The 26,273-nt window shown below is 60.7% G+C and carries 26 protein-coding genes; 14 read left to right on the top strand and 12 right to left on the bottom strand.

Translation table 11 applies throughout. The annotated features are described in order from the left end of the window. The first annotated feature begins 766 nt into the window (after window positions 1–766). Window positions 767–1,207, top strand: coding sequence for a response regulator (locus SM765_RS21715; protein WP_274829320.1), 441 nt, complete (start codon window positions 767–769; stop codon window positions 1,205–1,207). Window positions 1,208–1,313: 106 nt separating this feature from the next. On the opposite strand, the gene SM765_RS21720 is transcribed toward SM765_RS21715, so the two are convergent. The 6 genes from SM765_RS21720 to msrA all read right to left on the bottom strand — a co-directional run bounded on the left by SM765_RS21720 (window position 1,314) and on the right by msrA (window position 7,569). Then, window positions 1,314–1,862 carry a biotin transporter BioY gene (locus SM765_RS21720; RefSeq protein ID WP_274837862.1) on the bottom strand — a complete coding sequence of 183 codons (549 nt, stop codon included), beginning with the start codon at window positions 1,860–1,862 and terminating at the stop codon, window positions 1,314–1,316. Window positions 1,863–1,909: 47 nt separating this feature from the next. Next, window positions 1,910–2,509: an energy-coupling factor transporter transmembrane component T family protein gene (locus tag SM765_RS21725; RefSeq protein WP_274837863.1), complete on the bottom strand. Its 600-nt coding sequence runs from the start codon at window positions 2,507–2,509 to the stop codon at window positions 1,910–1,912. Next, the gene (locus SM765_RS21730; protein ID WP_342455894.1) at window positions 2,484–3,269 is read right to left on the bottom strand and encodes an energy-coupling factor ABC transporter ATP-binding protein; all 786 of its coding nucleotides are present in this window, start codon (window positions 3,267–3,269) and stop codon (window positions 2,484–2,486) included. Before SM765_RS21730 ends, SM765_RS21725 begins: the two co-directional genes overlap by 26 nt. Before the next feature lie 261 nt (window positions 3,270–3,530). Beyond that, entirely contained in the window at window positions 3,531–5,750 is a 2,220-nt protein-coding gene (locus SM765_RS21735) for a putative bifunctional diguanylate cyclase/phosphodiesterase (protein WP_274837864.1), read from the bottom strand. A 154-nt stretch (window positions 5,751–5,904) separates the two neighbouring features. Further along, window positions 5,905–6,681, bottom strand: coding sequence for a substrate-binding periplasmic protein (locus SM765_RS21740; protein WP_082996063.1), 777 nt, complete (start codon window positions 6,679–6,681; stop codon window positions 5,905–5,907). Window positions 6,682–6,903: 222 nt separating this feature from the next. Further along, window positions 6,904–7,569 (bottom strand): peptide-methionine (S)-S-oxide reductase MsrA, encoded by a 666-nt coding sequence (gene msrA, locus SM765_RS21745; RefSeq protein ID WP_065273652.1) that lies wholly within the window; start codon window positions 7,567–7,569, stop codon window positions 6,904–6,906. 141 nt (window positions 7,570–7,710) lie between these two features. On the opposite strand from msrA, the gene SM765_RS21750 reads away from it, so the two are divergent. Both SM765_RS21750 and SM765_RS21755 read left to right on the top strand, forming a co-directional pair. Next, window positions 7,711–8,619: a D-amino acid aminotransferase gene (locus tag SM765_RS21750; RefSeq protein ID WP_065272049.1), complete on the top strand. Its 909-nt coding sequence runs from the start codon at window positions 7,711–7,713 to the stop codon at window positions 8,617–8,619. Further along, window positions 8,619–9,332, top strand: coding sequence for a sulfotransferase-like domain-containing protein (locus tag SM765_RS21755; protein WP_274836044.1), 714 nt, complete (start codon window positions 8,619–8,621; stop codon window positions 9,330–9,332). The genes SM765_RS21750 and SM765_RS21755 overlap by 1 nt, the downstream gene beginning before the upstream one ends. Window positions 9,333–9,354: 22 nt before the next feature. Here the strand turns inward: SM765_RS21755 and SM765_RS21760 are convergent, their stop codons facing one another. The 3 genes from SM765_RS21760 to SM765_RS21770 all read right to left on the bottom strand — a co-directional run bounded on the left by SM765_RS21760 (window position 9,355) and on the right by SM765_RS21770 (window position 11,407). Further along, window positions 9,355–9,639, bottom strand: coding sequence for an SCP2 sterol-binding domain-containing protein (locus SM765_RS21760; protein WP_274836046.1), 285 nt, complete (start codon window positions 9,637–9,639; stop codon window positions 9,355–9,357). An 80-nt stretch (window positions 9,640–9,719) separates the two neighbouring features. Continuing rightward, window positions 9,720–10,184, bottom strand: coding sequence for a DUF1810 domain-containing protein (locus SM765_RS21765; protein WP_274836047.1), 465 nt, complete (start codon window positions 10,182–10,184; stop codon window positions 9,720–9,722). Continuing rightward, a complete protein-coding gene (locus SM765_RS21770) occupies window positions 10,181–11,407 on the bottom strand; it encodes an argininosuccinate synthase (protein ID WP_274831730.1) in 1,227 nt (408 codons plus the stop codon). Before SM765_RS21770 ends, SM765_RS21765 begins: the two co-directional genes overlap by 4 nt. A gap of 137 nt (window positions 11,408–11,544) precedes the next feature. Here SM765_RS21770 and SM765_RS21775 point away from each other — a divergent pair, with 137 nt between their 5' ends. Then, window positions 11,545–12,303 (top strand): hypothetical protein, encoded by a 759-nt coding sequence (locus SM765_RS21775; RefSeq protein WP_274831729.1) that lies wholly within the window; start codon window positions 11,545–11,547, stop codon window positions 12,301–12,303. Between the two features lie 82 nt (window positions 12,304–12,385). Beyond that, window positions 12,386–13,624, top strand: a complete 1,239-nt coding sequence (gene ilvA / locus SM765_RS21780; protein ID WP_274837866.1) for a threonine ammonia-lyase IlvA — start codon at window positions 12,386–12,388, stop codon at window positions 13,622–13,624. 58 nt (window positions 13,625–13,682) lie between these two features. Here ilvA and SM765_RS21785 read toward each other — a convergent pair whose 3' ends face one another. Continuing rightward, the gene (locus tag SM765_RS21785) at window positions 13,683–14,006 is read right to left on the bottom strand and encodes an Hpt domain-containing protein (RefSeq protein ID WP_065272056.1); all 324 of its coding nucleotides are present in this window, start codon (window positions 14,004–14,006) and stop codon (window positions 13,683–13,685) included. A 215-nt stretch (window positions 14,007–14,221) separates the two neighbouring features. Between SM765_RS21785 and SM765_RS21790 the strand changes: the two genes are divergently transcribed. Then, a complete protein-coding gene (locus SM765_RS21790; RefSeq protein ID WP_370570785.1) occupies window positions 14,222–15,454 on the top strand; it encodes a PP2C family protein-serine/threonine phosphatase in 1,233 nt (410 codons plus the stop codon). Window positions 15,455–15,736: 282 nt separating this feature from the next. Here SM765_RS21790 and SM765_RS21795 read toward each other — a convergent pair whose 3' ends face one another. Further along, on the bottom strand, window positions 15,737–16,174 hold the full coding sequence (locus SM765_RS21795; protein WP_274837868.1) for an NUDIX hydrolase: 438 nt from the start codon (window positions 16,172–16,174) through the stop codon (window positions 15,737–15,739). Window positions 16,175–16,250: 76 nt separating this feature from the next. Here SM765_RS21795 and hslO point away from each other — a divergent pair, with 76 nt between their 5' ends. From hslO to SM765_RS21835, 8 genes are all read left to right on the top strand, one after another. Continuing rightward, window positions 16,251–17,237, top strand: coding sequence for an Hsp33 family molecular chaperone HslO (gene hslO / locus SM765_RS21800; protein WP_274829333.1), 987 nt, complete (start codon window positions 16,251–16,253; stop codon window positions 17,235–17,237). Window positions 17,238–17,302: 65 nt separating this feature from the next. Further along, on the top strand, window positions 17,303–17,875 hold the full coding sequence (locus tag SM765_RS21805) for a CoA pyrophosphatase (protein WP_425537305.1): 573 nt from the start codon (window positions 17,303–17,305) through the stop codon (window positions 17,873–17,875). Further along, a complete protein-coding gene (locus SM765_RS21810; RefSeq protein ID WP_274837870.1) occupies window positions 17,875–19,038 on the top strand; it encodes a CCA tRNA nucleotidyltransferase in 1,164 nt (387 codons plus the stop codon). The genes SM765_RS21805 and SM765_RS21810 overlap by 1 nt, the downstream gene beginning before the upstream one ends. Before the next feature lie 224 nt (window positions 19,039–19,262). Beyond that, on the top strand, window positions 19,263–21,107 hold the full coding sequence (locus SM765_RS21815) for an ABC transporter ATP-binding protein (RefSeq protein ID WP_274837871.1): 1,845 nt from the start codon (window positions 19,263–19,265) through the stop codon (window positions 21,105–21,107). After that, window positions 21,101–22,954: an ABC transporter ATP-binding protein gene (locus tag SM765_RS21820; RefSeq protein WP_274837872.1), complete on the top strand. Its 1,854-nt coding sequence runs from the start codon at window positions 21,101–21,103 to the stop codon at window positions 22,952–22,954. Before SM765_RS21815 ends, SM765_RS21820 begins: the two co-directional genes overlap by 7 nt. Window positions 22,955–23,032: 78 nt before the next feature. Next, window positions 23,033–24,280 (top strand): class I SAM-dependent RNA methyltransferase, encoded by a 1,248-nt coding sequence (locus tag SM765_RS21825; protein ID WP_274836053.1) that lies wholly within the window; start codon window positions 23,033–23,035, stop codon window positions 24,278–24,280. 23 nt (window positions 24,281–24,303) lie between these two features. After that, complete coding sequence (locus SM765_RS21830) at window positions 24,304–25,101, top strand: ion transporter (RefSeq protein WP_274836054.1); 798 nt, start codon at window positions 24,304–24,306, stop codon at window positions 25,099–25,101. A 63-nt stretch (window positions 25,102–25,164) separates the two neighbouring features. Then, window positions 25,165–25,683: a L,D-transpeptidase family protein gene (locus tag SM765_RS21835; protein WP_065272064.1), complete on the top strand. Its 519-nt coding sequence runs from the start codon at window positions 25,165–25,167 to the stop codon at window positions 25,681–25,683. A 63-nt stretch (window positions 25,684–25,746) separates the two neighbouring features. On the opposite strand, the gene dalA is transcribed toward SM765_RS21835, so the two are convergent. Then, complete coding sequence (gene dalA / locus SM765_RS21840; protein WP_065273655.1) at window positions 25,747–26,241, bottom strand: divisome-associated lipoprotein DalA; 495 nt, start codon at window positions 26,239–26,241, stop codon at window positions 25,747–25,749. Between the last annotated feature and the right edge of the window lie 32 nt (window positions 26,242–26,273).

A 26,273-nucleotide genomic window follows, 5' to 3' on the forward strand; every position in this document is an offset into this window, starting at 1 on the left:
CATTGGCAACTCCATTCTGGCTCAGCCTCAACTTGGCCACGCACTTAACACCGCAACGCTTTACAAGCAATGAAACCGCCCAGAGTGTCAGTTTTCGGAACCGGCTTCGACGACTGTGAAGCGGGGCCAACACAGATCGTCAGGGCACCCCATAGGGGTCTGGGCGTTCCGTCGAAGATGGTCGGCGATTCGTGACTGCGGCAGTGAAAACGTCGCGCGCCGATATTCTCCTCACCGACAGGTGGGCGGGGTTTCTGGGGTGACTTAAGTTTCGGGTGCAAAAATTATTGAGACCGTTGCGGTCCTTTCATTCTATTTACGGTGATATGCGCTGATGGCTTTGAGTTGGGCAAAATTGTGCCCACCTCAGACTTGACTATAATTCCTGCACAGGTGTTGTTCTGCGTTCTTGAGAATTACGCTAGGCAATTGATTTATAATGAAAATCCTTTTGGGATTAGTTGCTTTCCCTGAGGCGTGGCTTTATTTACTGGGCTGTTTTCCGTATATTTAGAAAATTGGTCGTTAATTCTAGATAACTTGTATGTTTTAACGTCTTGGGGTGTGTTAAGGTTAACAACCTGAGCGGGTGTGATCTGTCGTATTCCGCCAGATGTGACCTTTTGGGCTGAATCTGAATGCGGATTCTCAGCGTGTCTTCCTTGCGTCGTAAATCCGCATTTTCAGATCGCAGCCGATCCCAGACAGGCTCTGGGGGTGTTGGTACGTTTGTGGGTAGAAACCCGGCCTTTGGGAGGGTGTTGTTATGTCTGCTTTGAGATCCGAAACCATTGAAACCCGCGCCATCCCGGCGCTGTCGGTCCTGGCCGTTGACGATGATCCCTGGGTGCGCCTTCGTCTGGAGGAATTCCTGCGCGAAGCGGGCGTGCCTTTTGAACTGTGCGCGGATCCTCATGAGGCGTTTCGGCGCTGCGCGGCGCGGCGGACGGCGTATGGTCTGGTGCTGATGGATATCCGGTTTCCCGCTGGCAATCTGGTGGGAGAGATTTCCCGGAAGATTGCCGCGCTTGGGGGTGGTTCGGCGGGCCCTGCGATCATTGGGATGTCGGATTGCGCCAACCTGGAGAAATTCCAGCGTGGCACCGAATGGGGGATGATCGATATCCTGCCCAAGCCTCTGTTCAAATGGCTGATTATCAATCTTGCGCATGAATTTTGCGGCGGCGAGGAGGTCCAAGAGGACTAAGGCGCCGAAGGGCATCAGGCTGGTGTGGCGATCTGATCAACGGAGCAGGCCGCATGCCTGCTCCGTTGCGGTGTATGTCAGAGTGTCCGAGGCTTCGGGTCGGACCTTAGCTGTTGCGCGATAGCAGGCTGCCGGGGCGCGCCCGCGCCAGTCCGGCGGTCAGCAGCCCGGCAACCACGGCCTTCAGGATGTCGCCCGGAATGAAGATCAGGACCAGGGCTGCAGCGTCGGTAAAGGACTTGTCGAGGGTGATGGCCATTCCGGCCACACCAAACAGATAGAGCACGACGATCCCGCCCAGCATCGCGGCGATGATCGCCGTCGCCACCAGCGGAATACCCCGCATCCGCTCCATGATCAGGCCGGTGACAAAGGCCGCAATCGGGAAGCCAACAAGGAAGCCAGCCGTGGGCGAGGAAAAGACGCTGAGCCCACCGCGCCCGCCGGACAGCAGGGGCAGGCCAAGGGCGACAAGAAGCAGGAACAGGAGGACGGCCAGCAATCCGCGCCGGGCGCCCAGTACCGTGCCGCAGAGCATGATACCGAGGCTCTGGGCCGAAACGGGCACGCCAAAGGCAAGGGTGATCTGCGGGATCAGCCCCAATGCGGCGATCAGCGCCGCAAAGAGAGCGATGTAAGCGATAGAACGTTCCATGTGATTTCGATCCTTGTGCATGCCCCGCTGCGCAGCCGGGCGTGAGATTATTGAACGCCGCCGCGCGCCTTCAGCGCTTCGGCAACGTGGTCGGCGTCATCCAGCGCCAGAATGGTCATCGGCAGGGCAATACGCCACGACGGGCGGCGCGGTGATCTTGCGCGCCAGGCCTCGGCCAAATCCGCGCCGCGATGTGCCAGCAGCGGGCCAAAGCGGATCACCAGCGCGATTGCGGTTTCAAGCGCCCGGGTGCTGAGGCCAATCCGGCGAAACGGCGTCAGCAGCCATGCGGCAACCCCGACCATATCAGTGAGCCGGGTGGTCATGGTGACAAAATTCGCCAGTGCCACTGCGGTGGTCAGCCGCAGCGCGATGGTCATCCCGGTTGCCGGGGTGCCTTCGATCAGATGCCACAGTGCGATGACCACGAAGAAGGGCCAGAGAATGCGCAGGCTCCGCACGCCGCTGCGCGCAAAGACGGGCCCGGCGCTGAGATAGAGACCCAGCGTCAGCGCCAGCGCGCCACCCTGCGCCGCTGGTGTTTTCAGGGAGAACAGAACCACCGTGGTGGCGCAGAGGATGGCCAGCTTTAGCCCCGCGGGCCAACGGTGCGCCCAGGTTTCAACTGGCGAGGTCAGAGAGATCATCGCTTGCCCCCCATTCGGTCATCTGTCTGGTGAACTCCGGCAAGACGTCAGCGGGTGACCCATCGGCCCGCAGCTGGCCTGCCTCGATCCACAGGATACGGTCATAGTGTTCCAGGTGTTGCGGGTCGTGCGAGACGTGGAAAAGCTGTGCTTCGGCCTGATCCAGCGCGCGCTGCAACTGCATGCGGGTTGGGATATCCAGCCCGGCAAAGGGTTCATCCAGCAGGATGATTCGCGGTTTCATGGCGAGAATAGCCATCAGGCACAGCAGTTGTTTTTGCCCCTGCGACAGAAGATGTGTCGGCGCCTTTGCCCATTGCGATTTTCCGAAACGGGCCAGGGTTTGCGCCACCTCTGCGGCGGTGTCGAATTTGCTCAGACCCATCTGGCGCAGCCCGAAACCGATCTCTTCTTCCACCGTGGGGAAAATGATCTGCCGGTCTGGGTTCTGGAACAGCACGCCCACCAGCTCCAGCGCCGCCTTGCGGTCGCGCGACAGGTCGATACCGTCGACCCGGGCCTCTCCCTGATCTGGCGCGATCAGGCCGGCCAGGACGCGCGACAGAGTGGTTTTTCCTGATCCATTGCGCCCGACGATTCCAACCCGCGCTTCATCGGCGCGAAATGAGATGTCCTGCAACAGCGTCTTTTCGCCTGCGATCACATGCACCGCCTGCAGATCCACCACGGCAGCCCGGGCAGAGTCGGCAGTGGGCGCGCCTGCGCTGTCCAGCCTCTGGTCCGGTGCAGCAGGTTTCAAAACGCGGGGCTCCTTTGTGGCGATGATGGCGTGGCGAAATCGGTTCGGCAGGTGATACCGGTTTTTTTGCTTCAGGCAACGTTTTCCGCAAGAAAATCAGCCAAATCGAGGCCGGGAGGGGGCTGATGGCTGGTCAAAAGCCTGCGCCGTGTCAAAGCAATAGCAGAACCGGCGTGCCGGGCTGCGGAAGCGCCAGTGAGATTGAGACAGGAATAACCAACCCGTGACCGAGGTTTTGCTACGAATTTTGGTGCGCGCTTGTCAGTTGGACATTTGCAGGTGCAGACCGGCGCCAGGGAAGAGACGAGCGGTCGCAGCACGTTCGGCCATGGGCGGACCATCAAAATAGCCTTGCAGATAGTCGACCTTGCATTCCCGAAGCAGTTGCCGGTGCAGTTCGGTCTCAGCGCCTTCGCCGGTGACATGCATGCCAAGGGCATGCCCCAGTTCCGCGATGGCCACGACGATGGCCCGGGTTTCGGCGGAATCAGGCAGTTTGGAGACAAAGGCCGCGTCGACCTTGATCTTGTTCACCGGGAATTTCTGCAGGTAGCTGAGCGAGGAATAGCCCATGCCAAAATCGTCAAGTGCCACGGTCACGCCCAGCCGTTGCAGGGCTTCGATCTCTTTCAGCGCAGACTGGCCGCTCGACAGGACAACTGTTTCGGTGATTTCGGCCTCGACCGCGCTGGCGGGGCAGCCGGTTTCATACAGGCAGTCATTGACGAATTCATCGACTTGCGAGCCAAACAGCTTGGGTGAGAGATTAACTGCCACCCGGCCGGTCCAGCCCATGTCATGCCAGCGTGCCGCGGCGCGGAAGGCATGGGTCATGATCTGGTAGGTTAGCTCGCGGATCAGCCCGCTGTCTTCGGCGACAGGGATGAATTCCGCCGGAGAGATGCTGCCCAGATGCCGGTGATGCCAGCGTGCAAGGGTTTCAAATCCGATGATCTGACCTGTCTTGAGGTCGGTCTGGACCTGAAAGACGGGGCGGATGCTGCCTTCGTTGAGGGCGCCGCGCAATTCCCGCTCCAGAAGGGTTTTGCGTTTGATGACGGTTTCCAGATCCTTGTGGAAAATCTCGACCCGGCCACGGCCGCCCTTTTTCGCCTCATAAAGCGCCAGATCAGCGCAGCGGATGCCATCGGTGGATCCGGCCTCAGAACCAGACAGGGTTGCGATTCCCGCACTCATGCCGGTGTGCAGGACGTTGCCGTCGATGGTCAGCGGTTTCGACAGATCATAGACCAGCGAGTTGGCAATGCTGTTCAGGCGTTCCTCGCTTGCGGCGCCTTTGACGAGGATCGCAAACTCGTCGCCGCCAAGCCGCGCTGCCAAGGCGTTTTTCCCGCAGTTGCCCAGGAATTTTTCACCCACGACCTTTAGCAGGGCGTCACCGGTGGGATGGCCAAGCGTGTCGTTGATCATCTTGAAATGATCCAGATCCGCCAGCAGGATCGATACCTGTTCCCCCTGATTGAGCCAGTTGCCGAGGGTGTGCTCTAGCAGGCGCCGGTTCGGCAGGCCGGTCAGGCTGTCATGTTCCGCCATGAATTTGACGCGCGCGGCCTGACGTGCCTGATCGCTGTGATCGGTGGCCAGCAGCAGTGTGCCCAAATACAGGCCCTCTTCGTCCCGGATCGGACCGCCCCGCACCAACAGGTTCAGCTCTTCACCGCTGTTGAAATGGGTGACGCTTGCCTCGGCGGCAAAATCCTGATTGGCGGCGACGCGTTCTTCGATCTGTTCGGCCACGTCCTGCGGCAACCAGGAGCGGAAGTTCAGTTTTTCCCCGTCCCGCGCATCGGCAAAGAAGATGCTGGCGTTGGCGTTGGAGAACACCACGTGACCCGTTTCATCCGTCAGGATCACGCCATCGCGGGTGGATTTCAGGGCGCGGTAAATACGTTTTCTTTCGCGCCTGCTTGCTTCGGTCGTGTGGGCGCGCAGGTCTGCCATTTCGACCTCATTGCGGCGCATCTGCTCCAGCGTCTGTGCCAGCATGCCGATCTCATCAGTACGGGACTGATAGGGAACCACCGTGTCAAACCGACCATTGTAAATATCGTCGATCGCTGTGCCGATCTTGGTCAGCGGCTGCGAAATCCGCGTCAGGACAAGAAACACGCTGACGGCCAGCAGAGCAAAGATAAGTACCGAGACCGCAGCATGCTGAACCGTCGTGTCCATCAAGGGACCAGTGACGTGTTCCACTGGGAGAGTCAGCCGTAATTCTCCCAGCTCTTCGTGTTGGTCACCCAGAACATACTCGATCACATGTGTGGTGATGAAATCCCCTTCACTCGGGGTGAACCCCGGTGCGGTAGCGGCCGCGATCTGCTCGCCAGCCAGACCAATAATTTCAACACTTGCGACCTGGCCAAGGGCCACGATCTGTTGCAGCGATTGTTCCACCTGAACAATGTCGAAATCCCACAGAGCCTGCGTCACGGTCGTTGCCGTCAATCGGGCGACCATGTCCCCTTGCTGGTGCTGACCCTCTATCAGATGCGCTCTGTGATCATAGGATTCGTAGGTCAGACCTGCCGCCAGGATTAGAAAAACTGGGATCAGGACGCCCAACAGAATGCGGGTGCGAAGGGTTTTGGGGCCGACAACATTCATGGCAGAATTACTCAGTCAGTCCATAGCGTTTCAGGATCTCACCGTAGCGCCCAGATGCCTTGAGCTGCGCTACCCCTTCTGTCAGCTGCTGCGCATAAAGCGCAGATGCCTCCAGCGCCGGGGAGAAACCGATGTGAAGCTCGGTCGCCTCGCCATAGTTCGCGACTTGCAGATCGTCCTGCAATCCCAGCTGATCGATCATGTAGGTCACAACCGAACGTTCATCGATTGCCATGTCGATCCGCCCGGCCTTCAGCTTTTGCAGATTTCGTTTCAGTGCATCATCGCCGCCGATCATCTGAACCCGCTCGGGGTTTCTGGCGTTCTCTGCAACATAGGCGGCGATCACGGTGTTGTACTCATAGTCCAAGATCGCCCCGATCCGGATACCTTCCAGATCTTCGGCGGTCGCGATTGACCGGGCTTCCCCGGCGCGGAACACGACAGCCTCCTGATAGTTGCCCATGGGCGGGCCAAGGATCAGATCAGGCGATTCTTCCTGATCGGTGCCGATGACACCGGTAATGTCGCCGCTGAGAGCCTGCGACAGGCTGCGGCTCCAGGTCATCGACGTATAACGTACCTCGTGCCCAAAAAGCGCCAGCGCCTCTTGCGCCACTTCCACCATATACCCCGGCTGGTCGCTGGCCGGATCGCAGTTGAATGGACACCAGGCGTCAGCGCGCAGGTCAATGACATCCGCGCTGACAGGCGTCCCTAGCAACAACAGTGCAGCCAGAACATTCATCGCTGATCTGGCACGGATGGGACGGACACTCCGCATGCGACTGTTACCTCCTAAAAACAAGTAACAGTCAGACTGCGCGAGACGGGTTAAATGAATCTCAGTACCTGCCCGACAAAACGCAAAACCACCGTGATTTTCGGTCGTTTTATAGAGAGAAATTTAATAAACACCGCGCGCGATCTTGCCCTCAGGCAGGCGGGCAATGCGCCTTAGCGTGCGGGAACTGGTCCAATAAGGTTTGGGCCAGTGGTGTTTCGCCTAGTGAGCGTTGGCAAAGGGCGCTGCATCCCCCCACAGCTGCCGCACACGGGCATCGCGGCCGCAGGCTTCACGGTAGCGTTTATAGGCGCTGGACTGTCTCTTGGGGCCAAAGCGGGTAAAGACCAGATTGTCGCCCTTGTAATAATCCTGATGGTAATCCTCGGCCCGGTAAAAGGGACCGGCTGGCAGGACTGGCGTGACGATGGTCTGCCCCAGCTCTGCCTGCGCCTTGGCCTTTGCCTGGTCTGCGGTTGTTTTTTCCGCGTCGGAGGACACGAAAACGGCGGTACGGTAGCTTTCGCCGCGATCGCAGAATTGGCCGCCCGGATCGGTAGGGTCGACGGAGCGAAAAAACAGATCCAGCAGATGCGCGCGACTTACCTTGGCCGGGTCAAAGGTGATCTGCACCGCCTCGTAATGACCGGTGCCGCCACGGCCGACCTCCTTGTAGGTGGGGTTCTTGGTGGTGCCGCCGGTGTAGCCAGAAACGGCCTCGGAGACGCCGGGAACCGATTCAAAATCGCTCTCGACGCACCAGAAACAGCCGCCCGCTACGGTCAGCGTTTCCTGCTCGGCCGCATGGGCTTCATATCCGCGCAACAGGCCCGCAGCCAGGATCAGGATGGCCAGGGAAACCTGTTTGATGTGATGCAATGTCTTCATCATCGCCTCCGTTTTTTGAAACCCTGCCGCCGGGCGCGCCTGCGCTCAACCCATGTCATCAAATGTCACGCACTGGTGAGCGCAAGTTATCGCTTGGAAATTGGATCCAATCTGGCTAGCGTGCCGCAAAAGGAGGGTCCTATGACTGAAAAAATGAGTACCCATCAGGCTGAAGAAGATCAGCGCAACGAAGAGATCCTCATCTATCTGAACGGGAAGATCGTGCCCAAGGCCGAGGCCACCGTCAGCGTCTATGACAGCGGTTTCATGCTGGGTGACGGCGTCTGGGAAGGGCTGCGCCTTTACAACGGCACCTGGGCCTTCATCGACGAACACCTGAACCGTCTGTTCGAGGCAGCAAAGGCCATAGATCTGGACATCGGCCTGACCCCGGAGGGGGTGAAACAGGCGGTGCTGGACACGCAGAAGGCCAACGGCATGACCACGGATGCCCACGCCCGGCTGATGGTGACGCGCGGCCCGAAAACGCGGCCCTTCCAGCACCCCAGCCTGTCGCAGCAGGGGCCGACCATGGTCATCATCATGGAGCATTCCCGCCCGCATCTGCCGCGCCCGATCCGGCTCGCGACCGTGCCCCATATTCGCGGCCTGCCGATGAGCCAGGACCCCAAGCTGAACTCCCATTCCAAACTAAACTGTATCCTGGCCTGCATCGCCGCCGAAAAGGCGGGCGCGGACGAAGGGCTGATGCTGGATGTGAACGGCTTTGTGAACACCACCAACGCCTGCAACTTCTTCATCGTGCGCGGTGGCGAGGTTTGGACCTCGACCGGGGATTACTGCATGAACGGCATCACCCGGCAAAAGGTGATCGATCTGTGTCGCGCCAATGACATCCCCGTGCATGAACGCAACTATTCGCTGGTCGACACCTATGGCGCCGACGAGGCGTTTCTGACCGGCACCTTCGGCGCGCAAACCCCGGTGGGCGATATCGACGGACGCCAGATCGGCACGGGCGAAATGGGTCCGGTGACCAAACGGATCAGGGCGCTCTACAAGGGTCTGATCGAGCAGGAGTGCGCCTGATGCGGATTGCAATGTGGTCGGGGCCGCGGAACCTCTCGACGGCGATGATGTATTCCTTTGGCAACCGTGGCGATTGCGCGGTGGTCGATGAGCCCTTTTACGCCGCCTATCTGAAGATGACCGGCCTCGACCATCCCATGCGCGAAGAGATCATGGACAGCCAGAGCCAGGATCCCAAAGTGGTGGCCGATATGCTGATCGGAGATATTCCGGCTGCAAAACCGGTTTATTATCAAAAGCATATGAGTCAGCACATGATCCCCGGCATGCCGCGCGACTGGATGCGGGAGGTGACGAATGTCTTCCTGATCCGTCACCCAGCGCGGGTCATCGCCTCTTATGCGGCGAAACGCGAGAATCCCAACCTGGACGATATCGGCTTTCGTCAGCAGGCTGAACTCTATGAGCTTTGCCGCAGCTGGGGGCAGGAGCCGGTAGTGGTGGACAGCTATGACATCCGCCAGGACCCCGCAGCCAAGCTGGAACAGATGTGCGATGCCATCGGCCTTGCCTATTCGCCCAAGATGCTGAGCTGGCCCAAGGGCGGCCACAAGGACGATGGCGTCTGGGCCGAGGTCTGGTATGGCGCGGTCTGGACCTCTACCGGTTTTGCCGGTGCCGAAGGCGATCTGCCCGAGGTGCCCGAACACCTGCAACCGGTGCTGGAGGAGGCGATGCCCTATTACGAGCAGTTGAAGGCGGTGAAGATCTAAGGCCGCTTCACGGGCAGGCTGGTCAGCCGATCAGCTTGCCCAGTTTCATCGCCACGCCCATGTCGCCGGTGATCTTGATCTTGCCCATCATCACGGCGGTCATCGGGTTCAGCTTGCCGGTCAGCAGCTTTTTCAGATTTTCTTCCGACAGGCGCAGGGTGCAGTCGGTGTCGCTGTCTTCAGTGGTCGCGGTGCCGTCGGCCAGGACGATGACGCCCTCCTCGCCGCAGTCGAATTTCAGCGAGCCGTCAAAGCTTTTTCCGGATAGGCCGGACTGGATACCGGCGGCGATGTCGTGAAGTGCCATCAGGGAATCTCCTCTTGCCTGACGTGAGCGTTAGGCAAGGGATTTGCGCTGGGCAAGCATGACCAAGCGGGAGGCGAGCCTCAGGCGCTTGCCAGTGCCTCGATCGTCAGCGGACAGGGGCTGCCGCTGTAAAATTCATCAAGGACCTGTTTGAATTCGCCCGGTGCATCCGGCACGGCGGCAAACAGCGTCATGGAAGAGCGCAGTTTCTTGGCGTCGACCTTGCCGAGGATCTCGGCGGCGTCCTGATCCGCGTGCGACAGCATCAGGCGGGCGACTTCGACTAGGCGAGCGCTGAGGACCTCGTGGCCAAGATAGGCCTTGGCCTCGGCCAGATCCTCGATCCCGTAAAGCTGTGCCATGTGGGATTTGCCAAGCTCGGCCAGTTGCGGGAAGACGAACCACATCCAGTGGCTCGTCTTTTTACCCACAGAAAGTTCGCTCAGGACATCGGACCAGACCGTGTCCTGGGCTTCGACGAACATTTCCAGCTCTTCTTCGAAATCGTCCTCGAAATCGCCGTCTATGTCGTAGTCGTCACTCATTTTTTCAGCCGACGGTCGCGTGCGGCCAGCAGTTTCAGGCGCAGGGCGTTCAGCTGGATAAAGCCTGCCGCGTCTTCCTGATTGTAGGCGCCGGCGTCTTCTTCAAAGGTCACGTGGGCCTCGGAGTAGAGCGAATGCTCGGAATCACGTGCCACCACAAAGACCGACCCTTTGTAGAGTTTCAGGGTCACGGTACCGGTGACGTGTTCTTGGCTCTTGTCGATCAGGGCCTGCAGCATTTCACGCTCGGGGCTGTACCAGAAACCGTTGTAGATCAGCTCGGCATAGCGGGGCATGATCGAATCCTTCAGGTGGCCTGCGCCACTGTCGAGAGTGATCTGCTCGATACCGCGGTGCGCCTGCAGCAGGATGGTACCGCCGGGGGTCTCGTAGATGCCGCGGGATTTCATGCCGACAAAGCGGTTTTCCACGAAATCCAGACGGCCAATGCCATGCTTGCGGCCATAGTCGTTCAGCGCGGTCAGGATGGTGGCCGGGCTCATCGCCTCGCCGTTGATCGAAACCGCATCGCCCTGCTCGAAACCGATGGTGATGATTTCCGGCGTATCCGGTGCATCCTCGGGGTTCACGGTGCGCTGGTAGACGTAATCGGGGGCCTGTTCGGCGGGATCTTCCAGCACTTTGCCCTCGGAAGAGGTGTGCAGCAGGTTCGCATCGACCGAGAAAGGCGCTTCGCCGCGCTTGTCCTTGGCGATCGGGATCTGGTTCTTCTCGGCGAATTCCAAGAGGCGCGTGCGCGAGGTCAGGTCCCATTCGCGCCAGGGGGCGATCACCTTGATGTCGGGGTTCAGCGCATAGGCCGCCAGTTCGAAACGCACCTGGTCGTTGCCCTTGCCGGTGGCGCCGTGGGCCACGGCATCGGCGCCGGTTTCAGCGGCGATTTCCACGAGGCGCTTGGAGATCAGCGGGCGCGCAATCGAGGTGCCCAAGAGGTACTCGCCCTCATAGAGCGCATTGCCACGGAACATCGGGAAGACGAAGTCTTTCACGAACTCTTCGCGGACGTCTTCGATGTAGATGTTTTCCGGCTTGATGCCCAGCATCTCGGCCTTCTTGCGGGCGGGCTCCAGCTCTTCGCCCTGGCCCAGATCGGCGGTAAAGGTCACCACCTCGCAGCCATATTCGGTCTGCAGCCATTTCAGGATGATCGACGTATCAAGGCCGCCAGAGTAGGCCAGCACAACTTTTTTGGGCGCGGACATGGGTTTTCCTCTTGATCAGAACGTTTGCGGGGTAGCGGGTTTTGCAGAGAAGGGCAAGGTTCGCCGGGTTTTCCTTGTCTTGCTGCGCGCAATACGTGCAAGAAGAAAGGAAAGTTGTTTTTCAGGAGACATTTCCCGTGATCAGTTGGAAGATATTTTCGCATTCCCTCAACATGGTGCTGCGCAACTGGCGCGACGCCCTCCGCATCGCTCTTGTGCCCGTTTTGATCGGAGTTGTGCTGTTTGTGGCCTTCCTTGGTGGGCTGATGTCAGAAGCCATGCATATGGACGCAAACGGCGTTCCGACCGTGGATCCTGCCCTTGCCGGTCCGCTGTTTCTGGCTGCCGTGGTTTTCATCATCCTGGAGCTCTGGGTGTTTGTGAACTGGCACCGTTTCGTGTTGCTTGAGGAATATCCCCAAGGCTGGATCCCGCCTTTTCGTGGCGGGCGCATCCTGGCCTACATCGGTGTGTCTCTGATCCTTGCGCTTGTGATGGGGCTTGTTTCCGCTGTTGTCATCGGAATGGTCGTGATGATGTCTGCTGCGGTCTTTCCGCCCGTTATCGCGATGATCCTGGCCATTGCGGCCTTTGTTTTTGTGGGCGTTTTTCTGTTCCGGCTGTTGCCCATGTTGCCGGCGGCGGCCATCGGCGAACGGCTCAGCATGAGCCAGTCTCTACAGGCGACGCGCGGGACGGCGGGAACGGCGATCATGCTGTTCGTGGTTCTGATCCTCGTGCAGTTGTTGCTGCAGTTCATCGTCGGGGCCTCGATGATGGTCTTTGCGCCGCTTGGCTTCATCTTCTCGCTTGGCGCGGCGTTGGTGATGACGCTGGTTAATGTGAGTATCCTGACCACCCTTTATGGCCATTACGTGCAGGGGCGCCCGATCTGACGACGACCCGCTCACCGGTATTCTTTTGCATGCTTTGCGCCTGCCCCTTGCCTTGGGGGCGGGCTTGCGCCACTGAAAGGGTATGAGCGATTTTCAGACCCGGTTCACAGATGCCGCCCGCGCCGCCGAGGCGGCCATGCGCGAGGTGTTTCCCGCAACGCCTTTGCAGCGCAATGTCCACCTTTCCGAACGCTTCGGGGCGGATATCTACCTCAAGCGCGAGGATCTGAGCCCGGTCCGCTCCTACAAGATTCGCGGCGCGCTTAACGCCATGCGCAAGCAGCCCGATCAGGATCTCTTTGTCTGCGCCTCAGCCGGCAACCACGCGCAGGGCGTTGCCTTCATGTGCAAGCATCTGGGCAAGCGCGGGGTGATCTTCATGCCGGTGACAACGCCGCAGCAGAAGATCCAGAAGACCCGCATGTTCGGCGGTGACAATATCGAGGTGCACCTGATCGGCGACTATTTCGACGACACGCTGTCTGCTGCACAAGAGTGGTGCGCGCGCGAAGGGGGCCATTTCCTGTCGCCCTTTGACGACAGCGATGTGATCGAAGGTCAGGCCTCGATCGCGGTGGAAATCGAAGAGCAGCTTGGCGGGATCCCCGACCATGTGATTTTGCCGGTGGGCGGGGGGGGCATGTCCTCGGGCGTTGCGACCTTTTTTGGCGATGCGGTGCATTGCCTCTTTGCCGAACCCACAGGCGGGGCCTGCCTGCGCGCGGCGCTGACGGCGGGGCATCCGGTGGCGCTGGACAAGGTTGATACCTTTGTCGATGGCGCCGCGGTGGGCACCATCGGCGCGCAGCCCTTTGACCTTCTGAAACACATCCCGCTGCCGGATGTGATCGCCATTTCAGAGGACCGGATCTGCACCACCATCATCGAGATGCTGAATGTCGAAGGCATCGTGCTGGAACCCGCTGGCGCGCTGTCGGTCGAGGCGCTGAACGATGTGCGCTCCTGGATTCGCGGCAAAAGCGTGGTCTGTGTCACCTCTGGCGGAAATTTCGATTTCGAACGTCTGCCAGAGGTCAAGGAACGGGCGCTGCGCTATTCGGGCATCAAGAAATACTTCCTGCTGCGTCTGCCGCAACGGCCCGGCGCGCTGAAGGAGTTCCTCAACATCCTTGGCCCCGAGGATGATATTGCGCGGTTTGAGTACCTGAAGAAGTCGGCGCGCAACTTCGGCTCGGTTCTGATCGGGATCGAAACCAAGCGCCCGGAGAATTTCGCCGCGCTTTTTGCCCGCCTGGATGAGGCAGGCATGACCTATACCGATATCACCAATGACGAAACGCTGGCGCAGTTTCTGATCTGAAAGGTTCTTCTCAGGCAGAGGGGGTACGCTCAGACCGGTAGCTGAGGCCGACAGTCGGTCAACTCAGGTTGGGCAGCTCTGCCAGAAACTGCGTCTTGGATTTTTCATAGGCAGAGATCACCGCGTCCAGATCGACCGATCCGGCGGCGCCGCTTGCCGACTGGCGCTCCCCGGCAAGACAGAGGTCAGAGAAGGCATCAAAACCCAGATTCATTGCGCTGCCTTTGAGGAAATGAAGGTCTTGCTCCAAGGCGCCGCGATCTCCAGTGCGAAGTTTGCTGATGACGCCCTCTACCTCCTCCAGGAAGAGCTCCACAACCTCATCGAAGTCCTCTTCCCCTACTTCCTGGCGAAGTTCCTTGACGCGAGGCCAGTTAATCATAATCCAAGTCCTGCTTCTTGTTTCCCGGTAAGTATTTCATAACGTCCCACGGGTAAATTTAAAGTGAAAGCAGGTGGTGAGTTCAATCTTTCCGCTTCATAACCTGTTAAAGAACTGGCTGGATAATGCCCGCTATTGTGGGCAAATTCCTTGCTAGTGTATTGAGGTGTCGTTAGTTGCTGCCAGACAGTCCCGTGGACCATGAGGAAGACGCTATGAGCGGATCGATCAACCGTGTGCTGGTTGTCGATGATAGTCGGCTGCAGCGCCGGATTCTTGTCGCGTCTCTGAAGAAATGGGGTTTTGACGTTCTGGAAGCCGAGGGCGGCGAACAGGCGATGGAAATCTGCCGGAACGATCCGCCGGATCTTATCCTCAGCGACTGGATGATGCCTGGCATGAACGGTATCGAGTTCTGCCGTGAATTCCGGGCTCAGGGCACTGATAAATATAGCTATTTTATTCTTCTAACCTCCAAGAGCGAAAAGAACGAAGTCGCCGAAGGCCTGGATGCAGGGGCTGATGATTTCCTCACCAAACCGGTCAGCTCGGATGAGCTGCGGGCGCGGATTTCGGCCGGAGAACGGATCCTGCGGATGCAGCGGGAACTGTCGGAAAAGAACCGGATCGTCTCGGAAACCCTGGGTGAGCTGCAGCGGGTTTATGATGCGATCGACAAGGATCTGATTCAGGCGCGCAAGATTCAGGAATCACTGGTGCCGGAGCTGTCCAAGTCGTTTGGCTCCTCGACCGTCAGCCTGCTTTTGAAGCCTTGTGGCCATATCGGTGGCGATTTGGTGGGCATGTTTTGTCCGGGCGTCAACCGAATCGGCTTCTATTCCATCGACGTATCGGGCCACGGTATCACCTCGGCGATGATGACCGCACGACTGGGTGGCTACCTGTCCTCGACCTATTTCGACCAGAACGTCGGCATGGAAAAGCGGTTCAACCGATTCTATGCGCTGCGGCAGCCGGAAGAGGTGGCCAGCATGCTGAACGCCCGCCTGATCGCGGATACCGGCATCGAAGAATACTTCACCATGGCCTATTGCATCGTCGATCTGCGCAGCGGCGTGCTGAAGATGGTGCAGGCCGGGCATCCGCACCCCTTGCTGCTGCGCAAGGATGGAACCGCTGAATTCATCGGCAAAGGCGGGGTCCCCGTCGGTCTGGTGCCGGATATCGGCTACAGCCAGGAAGAGCTGGTGATGGAAAAGGGCGACCGGCTGCTGCTTTACTCCGATGGTTTTACCGAAGCGCGCCTGGAATCCGGTGAGATGCTGGAGGCCGAGGGGCTGCTCGAACTGATCCGCAAATGCGACAGCAGCCAGTCCGGCAAGGAGTTCCTGGACGATCTCTACTGGAACCTGACCCAGATCCTGTCGCCAGAGCACGGGCTGGAGGATGACGTTTCCGCCACCCTGTTCGAATACGAAGGACCGTAATCCGGACCGTATCCCTGCACCGGGATCGCCTCGGCAGGGCTCTCCCGCCAATCGCCTGATGATCAACGATCATCGGCTCTTGTTGGGTCGGGCTGCACGCCAGGGCGTGCAGCGGTCACGCTTCTAACGCCACTCATATACACAACCAACCCTATGGAATCCCACCGCAGCGCGCTTGCGCGCTGCCATGCCCAAGGGGGACCGAAGGCCCAGTGGGCCGTTCAAGTCACGCGCGGGAGTGCCCCCGGGGCTATGTTGTGTGGTGGACGGTCCTCATTTTCCCTACGGGCAGAACCGGGCGGCAAAATGGCGATCCCCGGGGTTGCCGAGGTGCGTAACGGCTTCATCAGCGGGCATCCACAGCGCCTCGTGGCCGGGCTCCAGCGGAGGGCCCAAGCGCTGCAGCGGACGGGCCATATAGATATGGCAGAGTTTCTCCGCCCAGAGATCGTATTCCGGCATGAAGACGAACCGCCGGAACGCACCAAGGCGACGTGGCGCGGCGATACTCCATCCGGTTTCCTCATAAACCTCCCGATGCAGCGCGGGCAGGGGCGATTCGCCGGGGTCGATGCCGCCTCCGGGCAGCTGGATGTCCGGCCCCGGATCCAGCTGGCAGGTCAGCAGCAATTGCCCGTCGCGCGGAAGCAGCGCATAGATTCCGGGCCGCAGCCTGTAGCTTCGCCCCGCTTCGGGCGGCTTTCCAAAACGTCTGATCACATGCGCCCCCTTCACTCCGAATGGCAAAACCCTATATAGGCTCGATATGCCAACCTCCGGCGTGTAAGGAAACCCCATGACACTTGGTTCGAAAATCGCGTGGGACGATACGGTCCTGCCCTTCCAGCTTGATGCCTCGGACATGCGCGGCCGCGTCGCGCGTCTTGACGGCGTTCTGGATGGTATTCTGAAACAGCACGACTATCCGCCCCAGGTGGAGGCGCTGGTGGCCGAAATGGCCCTGCTGACTGCTCTGATCGGCCAGACCATCAAACTGCGCTGGAAACTGTCGCTGCAGGTGCAGTCCAAGGGCGCCGCCGTGCGGATGATCGCCACCGATTACTACGCCCCTGAAAAAGAAGGCGATCCGGCCCGGATCCGCGCCTATGCCAGCTATGATCCCTCCCGGCTGGAGCCCGGCCTGCCCTTTGATCAGGTGGGCGAGGGGTATTTTGCCATCATGATCGACCAGGGCCACGATATGCAGCCCTATCAAGGGATCACACCGCTGGCGGGCGGCTCGCTTTCGGCCTGCGCCGAGGCCTATTTCGCCCAGTCCGAGCAGCTGCCCACGCGGTTCAGCCTCAGCTTTGGGAAATCTTCCGAGCCGGGCGTTTCCGAACGCTGGCGCGCGGGTGGCATGATGCTGCAACACATGCCCAAGGCGTCGCCCTTTGCGGCAGAACTGCAGGGCACCGGGGATATCCTCAATGCGGCGGATCTGATCCCGGAAGAGACCGCGGAAAACTGGAACCGGGTCAATATGCTGCTGGCCACGGTTGAGGATCTGGAACTGATCGGCCCAACGGTCTCGCCGACCGATCTTCTGGTCCGACTGTTCCACGAGGAACAGCCGCGCGTCTATGATGCGCAGGCGGTGCAGTTTGGCTGTACCTGCTCGGAAGAGCGGGTGCGCAACAGCCTGTCGATCTACTCGGCCAAGGATCTGGAGACGATGACCACAGAGGACGGCCGGGTGACCGCCGATTGCCAGTTCTGCGGCGCCCATTACGATCTGGACCCGAAGACGCTGGGCTTTGAGGCCGAAAATCCGCCGTCCTGACCAAAGCGAGCTGAGCGACCGACAATATGTATGACACTCCCGAGGACCTGAAACTGCGCCTTTCCATGGCCGTGCAAAGCCGCCCGGATGCGGGGTCCTCGGATTTTGACCTCAATCCGGAGATGTCCCTGCCGCAGGCGCGCAAGCTGCGCCCGGCCGGCGTTCTGGTGCCGATCTCGTTGGCCTCAGGTGCCCCGCGGGTCATCCTGACAAAACGGTCTTCTGCGCTCAAACACCACCCGGGGCAGATCGCCTTTCCGGGCGGCAAGGTGGACGAGGGCGACCGGGATGTCACCCATACCGCCCTGCGCGAAGCCTGGGAGGAGATCGGTCTGCCGCAGGATCTGCCCGAGGTTCTGGGCGCGCTGCCGACCCATGAAACGGTCACCAGTTTCACCGTCACGCCGGTGGTGGCACTGCTGAGGTCAGAGTTTGACATCCGCCCCGAGGCGGGCGAGGTGGCCGAGGTCTTTTCTGTGCCGCTCTCTCATGTTCTGGATCCGGCCAATTACATCATCGAATCGCGCCGCTGGCGGGGTACGCGGCGGCGGTATTACACTGTGCCCTATGGTCCCTATTACATCTGGGGGGCCACCGCGCGGATGTTGCGCCAGTTTGCAGACCGGATGCAGAGCTGATGCGGATCGACCAACCCTGGCTGCATGCGCCCGAGACGCAGGCCGTCTGCGCCGCGCTGACAGAGGCGGGCGCGCAAGTGCTGTTCGTGGGCGGATGCGTGCGCAATGCACTGCTGGGGGTGCCAGTTTCCGATCTTGATATCGCCACGGATGTGCCGCCGGACACCGTGCTGGCGCTGGCCGAACAGGCCGGGATCCGCGCCGTTCCGACCGGCATCGACCATGGCACCGTGACGCTGATCAAGGCCGGTATCCCGCATGAGATCACCACCTTTCGCAAGGATGTGGACACCGATGGCCGCCGCGCCGTCGTTGCCTTTTCCACCGATATCGCCGAGGACGCCGCGCGCCGGGATTTTACCGTGAACGCGCTTTATGCGCGCCCAGACGGCAGCATTGTCGATCCTTTGGGCGGGATGCCCGACCTTCAGGCCCGGCGCATCCGGTTTATCGGCACAGCAGACCACCGCATCCGCGAGGATTACCTGCGCTCGCTACGCTATTTCCGATTCCATGCCTGGTATGGCGATCAGGCTGCAGGTTTCGATCCCGATGCGCTTGCTGCGATTGCGGCTAACCTCGACGGGCTGGGAAAATTGTCGCGCGAACGGGTGGGGGCAGAACTGTTGAAGCTGCTCGGCGCGCCGGATCCGGCGCCTGAGGTGGCGGTGATGCGCCAGACCGGGGTTCTGGGACAGATCCTGCCGGGTGCGGATGACCGCGCTCTGGCGCCGCTTGTCCATCTTGAGGGCGAGGCTGGGATGCCTGCCGATCCGATCCGGCGGCTGGCTGCGATCAGTGGCGGCGCAGACCTGCAGGAATCGCTCCGGCTCAGCAAGGAACAGGCGCGCAGGCTGGAACGCCTTTATGAGGCTGCAACCGGCACCCTGGGCGCGGGTGAGCTGGGGTATCGGCTGGGCGCGGATCAGGGGCGCGATGCGCTGCTCCTGCGGGCGGCACTGCTCGAGCAACCCCTGGCGCCGGACGCGCTTGCGGCAGCAACTCATGGCAGCAGCCAGACCTGCCCGGTGGCGGCGCGGGACCTGATGCCAGACCTTAGTGGTGCGGCGCTGGGCGCGGCGCTGAAACAGCTGGAATCGGATTGGATCGCCTCGGGGTTTTCCCTTGATCGCGCGGCACTGCTGGCGCGCCTGAACGGCTGAACCTCCGCGAAGTCGCAAGCTGAGACAAAACGGGGTGACAAAAGCGGGTTGGGTGTCTATCCATTGGGCTGTCATGAACGACAGGCACCGGGAGGAATGCTCATGTATTACGGGATCTGGTACAGCTAACGCCGATACCACCCGTTTGTCAGGGGGCCTTGACGGCACCCATCTGACGCATGTCCGCATTCCATAATTTGCTCAAGTGATTGGAGCACCCGCCCATGTTTCGTTTCTTTGAAAACCTCATTGATCCCTATTGTGACTATCCCGAAAAAGACGTGCCCCCGACGCAGCTCTGGCCGTTTCTGCGCGACTATGCCCAGCCCTTCAAACGCGTCTTTGTGTTGACGGCGATGATGTCGGTGGTGGTGGCTGCCATCGAGATCGGGCTGATCTATTACATGGGCAGGGTGGTTGATCTGCTGGGGGGAACGCCCGCTCAGGTCTGGCAGGATCACGGCACCGAGCTGATCGTCGTCGCCCTTTTGATCCTGTTCCTGCGGCCCGCCCTGCAGCTGGTGGATGTGCTGCTGCTGAACAATGCGATCCTGCCCAATTTCGGCACGCTCATCCGCTGGCGGGCACATCGGCATGTGCTGCGCCAATCGGTCAGCTGGTTCGAAAACGATTTTGCCGGCCGCATTGCCAACCGGATCATGCAGACGCCCCCGGCTGCCGGAGAGGTGGTGTTTCAGGTCTTTGACGCCATCACCTTTTCACTGGCCTATCTGGTGGGGGCTGCGGTGCTGCTCTTTGCCGCCGACGCGCGGCTGATGCTGCCGCTGGCGATCTGGTTCGCGCTTTATGCGCTGCTGGTGCGCTGGACCGTGCGGCGCGTGGGCCCGGCCAGCGAAGCGGCCTCCGATGCGCGCTCCACCGTGACGGGGCGGGTGGTGGACAGCTATTCCAATATCCATTCGGTCAAGATGTTCGCCCATGACGATCGTGAGCTTTCCTATGCCAAAGAGGCGATCGAGGATGCGCGCACGACCTTTCAGGAAGAGATGCGGATCTTCACCGTCATGGATGGGGTGCTGGTCATGCTGAACGGGCTGCTGATCGTTGGCGTTGTCGGCTGGGCCTTCCTGTTGTGGATGCAGGGTGCGGCCTCGGTCGGGGTGGTGGCGGCGGCCACCGCACTGACGCTGCGGCTCAACGCGATGACCGGCTGGATCATGTGGGCGCTGACATCGTTTTTCCGCCAGCTGGGCGTGGTGGCCGAGGGGATGCGTACGATTGCCCAGCCAATCACGCTGGTCGATCAGCCTGAAGCGCAGCCTTTGCAACTGAGCGCGGGAGAGATCGAACTGCGGGATCTGTCGCACCATTATGGCCGCGAGGCAGGCGGGCTGGACAGCATCAGCCTGACCATCAAACCAGGTGAGAAGATCGGCCTGATCGGGCGCTCTGGTGCGGGCAAATCGACGCTCGTGAAGCTTTTGCTTCGGTTCTACGATCCGGACCGGGGGCAAATTCTGATCGATGGGCAGGACATCCGGCAGGTGACGCAAGACAGCCTGCGCCAGAATATCGGCATGGTGCAGCAGGACAGCGCGTTGCTGCATCGGTCGGTGCGGGACAATCTGCTCTATGGTCGCCCGGATGCCAGTGAGGAAGAGATGCTCGCCGCCGCCCGGCAGGCCCAGGCGCAGGAGTTCATTCTGGATCTGGAGGACCCGCAGGGGCGCACAGGATATGACGCCCATGTGGGGGAGCGCGGCGTGAAACTCTCTGGCGGGCAGCGTCAGCGGATCACCCTGGCGCGGGTCATTCTGAAGGACGCACCGATTCTGCTCTTGGACGAGGCAACCTCGGCGCTCGATTCTGAGGTCGAAGCCGCCATTCAGGAGACTCTTTATGGCATGATGGAGGGCAAGACGGTGATTGCCATCGCCCACCGCCTGTCCACCATCGCTCAGATGGACCGCATTCTGGTGCTGGATCAGGGACGGATTGCCGAACAGGGCAGCCATGACGCGCTTTTGCAGCAGGGCGGCCTATATGCACAATTCTGGGCGCGCCAATCGGGTGGCTTTCTGAACGCAGAGGCAGAAGAACAATGCTGAAATCCTTTCTCGACCGGCGTCTCAATCCGTTCCGGCCTGCCGCAGGGCCGCCGCCGGAAACGCTTGTGGCCTTTGCGCGCTGGGCGCTGGCGGGGGCCTGGCCGGTGTTGGGGCTGTTCACGATCCTGTCGGTGATGGCCGGCGGTATGGATACGCTCAATGCCTTTCTTCTGGGGTTCATCATCGATACCGCAGTGGATGCCGGGCCGCAGGCCTTCTTTGCCGAACATATGCTGGTGGTGGTGGCCTTTGCGGCCTTCTTCCTGCTGTTTCGCCCGGCGATTCTGGGGCTCGGCGCCTTTGCCAATGCGGTGCTGGTGCAGCCTTTCATTTCGCCGCTGATCCTGTCGCGGATCAACACCTGGGTGCTGGGCCAGTCGGTTAGCTATTTCGACGATGATTTTGCCGGGCGCATCGCGCAAAAGCAGATGCAGACCGCCAATGCCATGACGCAGGTCGCGGTCGAGGGGATCAATGTGGTGATCTTTGGCCTTGCGGCGCTGATCAGTACCTTTGCCCTTCTGGGGTCGATCGATTGGCGGATTACCGGGCTGTTTGCGATCTGGCTCATCGGCTATTTCAGCCTGATCCGCTGGTTCCTACCGCGCGTCCGCGAACGCTCGGGTAAGATGGCCGGGGCGCGGGCCATGGTGTCGGGGCAGGTGGTCGACACGATCACCAATATCAAGACGGTGAAGCTTTTCGCTCATGCCGGTAACGAGGAAGAAAGCGCCAAGGATGCCATGGCGGGCTACCGCGATGCGAGGCTGCATCTTGGCACCCTGTCGGCGAGCTTCCGCTTCTGCCTGATGGGCTGTGCCGGTGTTCTGCCGGTGATGATGATCGGTGCATCGTTGCTCCTGTGGCAGGGAGGGCAGGCCAGCGAAGGCGATATCGTGGCGGCGGGCACCATCGCGATCCGGCTGGCACAGATGACTGGCTGGCTCAGCTTTGCGCTGATGGGGATTTACGCCAACGTGGGTGAGGTGGAGAACGGCATCAAGACGCTGGCCCGGTTCGACCGCATCACCGATTCCGAAGATGCCCGCGATCTGGTGGTGCGCGAGGGACAGGTGCATTTCGATCACGTCAGTTTCTCCTATGGCCGCAATATCGGCGGCGTGCGCAGCATCGACCTGACCATCAAACCGGGGGAGAAACTGGGCATTGTCGGGGCTTCGGGCGCCGGGAAGTCGACATTGGTGTCGCTGCTCTTGCGGCTTTACGATGCCGAAGAGGGGCGCGTTCTGATCGATGGGCAGGACATCACTGGCGTCACACAGGACAGCCTGCGGCGGCAGATCGGCATGGTCACGCAGGAAACTGCCATGTTCAATCGCTCCGCCCGCGACAATATCCTGTATGGTCGCCCCGATGCCAGCGAGGCAGAGCTGATCGCCGCCGCACAGAAGGCCGAGGCGCATGAATTCATTCAGGATCTTGCGGACGGTCAGGGGCGCGAGGGCTATGAGGCGCATCTGGGCGAGCGTGGCGTCAAACTGTCCGGCGGTCAGCGTCAGCGGATCGCCCTGGCCCGCGCGATCCTGAAGGATGCGCCTATCTTGGTTCTGGACGAGGCAACCTCGGCGCTGGATTCCGAGGTCGAAGCCTCAATCCAGACCGCGCTGGAACGGGTGATGGAGGGCAAGACGGTTCTGGCCATCGCCCACCGCCTGTCCACGCTCAGCGAAATGGACCGGATCATTGTGATGGATCAGGGCCAGATGGTTGAGGTGGGCAGCCACGAGGATCTTCTGGCGCAGGGCGGGCGCTATGCGCAGTTCTGGGCACGTCAGTCCGGCGGATTTATCTGCACCGACGAGGACACGACCGAAGCTGCCGAATAGCAACCGGCGCAGGAGGGTTTGTCTGCCCCGTGCCGTTTGGCTCTTTTGCGCCGGGTCTGCGCAGGCTATCTACGCTGCATGACAGATGCAGCCAGAACCACAGCTACGATCACCCGTCTTGGCCAACAGGGCGACGGGGTCGCCGAAGGCCCGTTGTTCGCCCCCCGCACCCTGCCGGGAGAGGTGGTCAGCGGCGTAGTAAGCGGCAGCCAGCTGACCGAAGTGCGGATCGAAACGCCCTCCGAAACCCGCGTGCAGGCGCCGTGCCGACACTATAAATCCTGTGGTGGCTGCCAGTTGCAGCACGCCAGCGATGCCTTTGTCGCCGATTGGAAGGTCGAGGTGGTGAAAACCGCGCTGCGGGCGCAGGGGCTTGAGACCGAATTCCGCCCCATCCATACCTCGCCGTCGCGCAGCCGCCGCCGCGCCACCCTGACCGTGCGCCGCACCAAGAAGGGCGCGATGGCCGGGTTTCACGGGCGTGCATCGGATGTGATCACCCCGATTCCGGATTGCCAGCTGCTGGATCGGGCGTTGATCCGGGCCATCCCGCTGGCCGAGGAACTCGCCATGGCCGGGGCCAGCCGCAAGGCGCCCCTTTCTGTCACGCTGACCACATCCGAGGTCGGGCTGGACGTGATGGTGCGCGAGGGCAAGCCCCTGGATGGCTCCCTGCGGCTGGAACTGGCGCGCATCGCCGGTCAGAACGGCGTGGCCCGACTGACCTGGGGGGATGAGCAGGTGCTGATGGAGCAGCCCCCGGTGCAGGCTTTTGGTCCCGCCCGCGTCTGCCCGCCGCCGGGATCGTTTCTGCAAGCCACCAAGGATGGCGAGGCGGCGCTGCTGTCTGCCGTTCAGGAAATCACCAAAGGCGCAAAACGCCTTGTCGACCTTTTTGCGGGATGCGGCACTTTCGCCCTGCCACTAGCGCAGGATGCCGAAGTTCACGCAGTCGAGGGCGAGCGGGACATGATTGCCGCCCTCGATGCGGGCTGGCGCCGGGCGCAGGGGCTGAAAAAGGTCACCTCTGAAGTCCGCGATCTGTTCCGCAATCCGTTGCTGCCTGAGGATCTGAACCCCTTTGGCGCCCATTTCGACGCTGCGGTCATCGACCCGCCCCGCGCGGGTGGCGAGGCGCAGATTGCCCAGCTGGCACAGGCCCGCACGCCGGTCATTGCCTATGTTTCCTGCAACCCGGTGACCTTTGCCCGCGACGCAAAGACGCTGGTCGCCGCGGGCTATCGTCTGAACTGGGTCCAGGTGGTTGACCAGTTCCGCTGGTCCGCCCATACGGAACTGGCTGCCAGCTTCACGCTGGACAGCTGACAGCCGCCCAACAGACTGGATTGATGAGCGTGATGCAGACCCTTCGCAAGATCCTGGACAGTCACCGGTTCAGCCGGTTCGTGACGACGGTCATCCTGATCAATGCGGTCACGCTGGGGATGGAGACCTCGGCCGGGATCATGGAGCGGATCGGTCCGATCATCCACTTCATCGACTACCTGTGCCTGTCCATTTTCGTTGCCGAGATTCTGGCCAAGCTTTTGGTGGCGCGGCTGCGGTTCTTTGTCAGCGGCTGGAACGTTTTTGATTTCGTCATCGTCGGTATCGCGCTGGTGCCGGGGGCACAGGGGCTGTCGGTGCTGCGGGCGCTCAGGATCCTGCGGGTTTTGCGGGTCATCTCGGTAGCCCCCCGCCTGCGTCGCGTGGTGGAGGGTTTCATTACCGCGCTGCCGGGGATGGGCTCGGTGTTCCTGCTGATGGCGATCATTTTCTATATTGGCGCGGTGATGGCGACCAAACTGTTCGGTCATAGTTTCCCAGAATGGTTCGGTGATCTTGGCCTCAGCGCCTATTCCCTGTTCCAGATCATGACGCTGGAAAGCTGGTCGATGGGAATCGTGCGCCCGGTGATGGAGGTCTACCCCTATGCCTGGGCCTTCTTCGTGCCGTTTATCATGGTCACGACCTTTGCCGTGGTGAACCTTCTGGTGGGTCTTATTGTGAACTCCATGCAGGATGCCCATTCCGAAGAAGACGACCAGCGCACTGGCGCCTACCGGGACGAGGTTCTGGCGCGGCTGGAGGCCATCGAACGGCGCCTTTCCGACAGCGCGGCGGTGGATCAGCAGACAAAGAAGTGATTTCGAGTTCGGAAATTTTCGGGTATTCTGCGCTCTAGGCAGTCAATAAAAACAGGTTCGAAAATGGACAGGCGGTTATTCGGGCTCGGAGCGGTTTCTTGTGCGATGGTTGCAGGGTGCAGCCAGGCTGAGAGCAAGTTCAAAAGCTATTCAGGCCCCGAGGTGACCTCAATCGTGGTCAACAAGGGCGCGCGTAAAATGTATCTTCTCAACAACGAGGATGTGTTGCGCGAATATGAGGTCGATCTTGGCTTTGCGCCGGACGGGGCCAAGCGTGTCGAAGGCGACGGTAAGACGCCGGAAGGCACCTATCTGATTGACCGTCGCAACCCGAACAGCAGCTTTCACCTGTCGGTGGGCATTTCTTATCCCAACTCGGCGGATGTCGCCCATGCTCAATCCTTGGGGAAAAAGCCGGGTGGAGAGATCTTCATTCACGGAGAGCCGAATGACCACAAGGACCGCAAGCGCGCGGCGCGGGTCAAGGATTGGACAGCAGGCTGTATCGCCGTCAAGAACCACGAGATCGAAGAGGTCTACGCCATGGTTCAGACTGGCACCCTGATTTCCCTGCGCCCCTGAGGGCTTCGAGAATCCGCAGCCTGTCCCGATAGCCTGGGGCAGAGCTGCCCGGTGAGCGGGCTTTTAGTTGCCCATCACCAGCGTCCACCAGATCTTACCGTTGGGTTCCTGGTACCAGGAAAAGCCCATGTTGGTGGCCTTGGGATCCAGAATCACCGCGCGGGTACCGCGGTCTTCCATCCAGGCGGTCAGGGTCTGAAGCTCGTTCTCGTAGGTTTCCGAAATCGCCTCGCCCAGCATGGAGCCGGGGTAGCCAGTGCGGGCGACGCGATCCAGCGGCGAGGACCCGTCTGAGCCGAAGTGCCAGGGACGGTTCTGAACCGACATGTCACGCGAATGGGTGGCGGCAGCGGCGTTCAGCTGGGCATTCAGCTGGACCTGCGGGGCAGAGGCCGCCTGGCGCAGTGCATTAACCGAATCGAGCATACGGATCTGTACTTTGTCGGCATTGCGGATCCTGTAGACTGTTCCGCCGCCCTCACCCGTCTGAGGGACCGGAGTACAGGCCGCAGCAAGGGTAACGAAGGCAGCAGCCAGGATCAGGAAAACACGCGTCATCATGCATCTCGCTCAGTTTCATTGTTCCTGCA

Source organism: Pseudophaeobacter sp. 1A09344 (assembly GCF_041008745.1).
Classification (GTDB): Bacteria; Pseudomonadota; Alphaproteobacteria; order Rhodobacterales; family Rhodobacteraceae; genus Phycobacter; species Phycobacter gallaeciensis_A.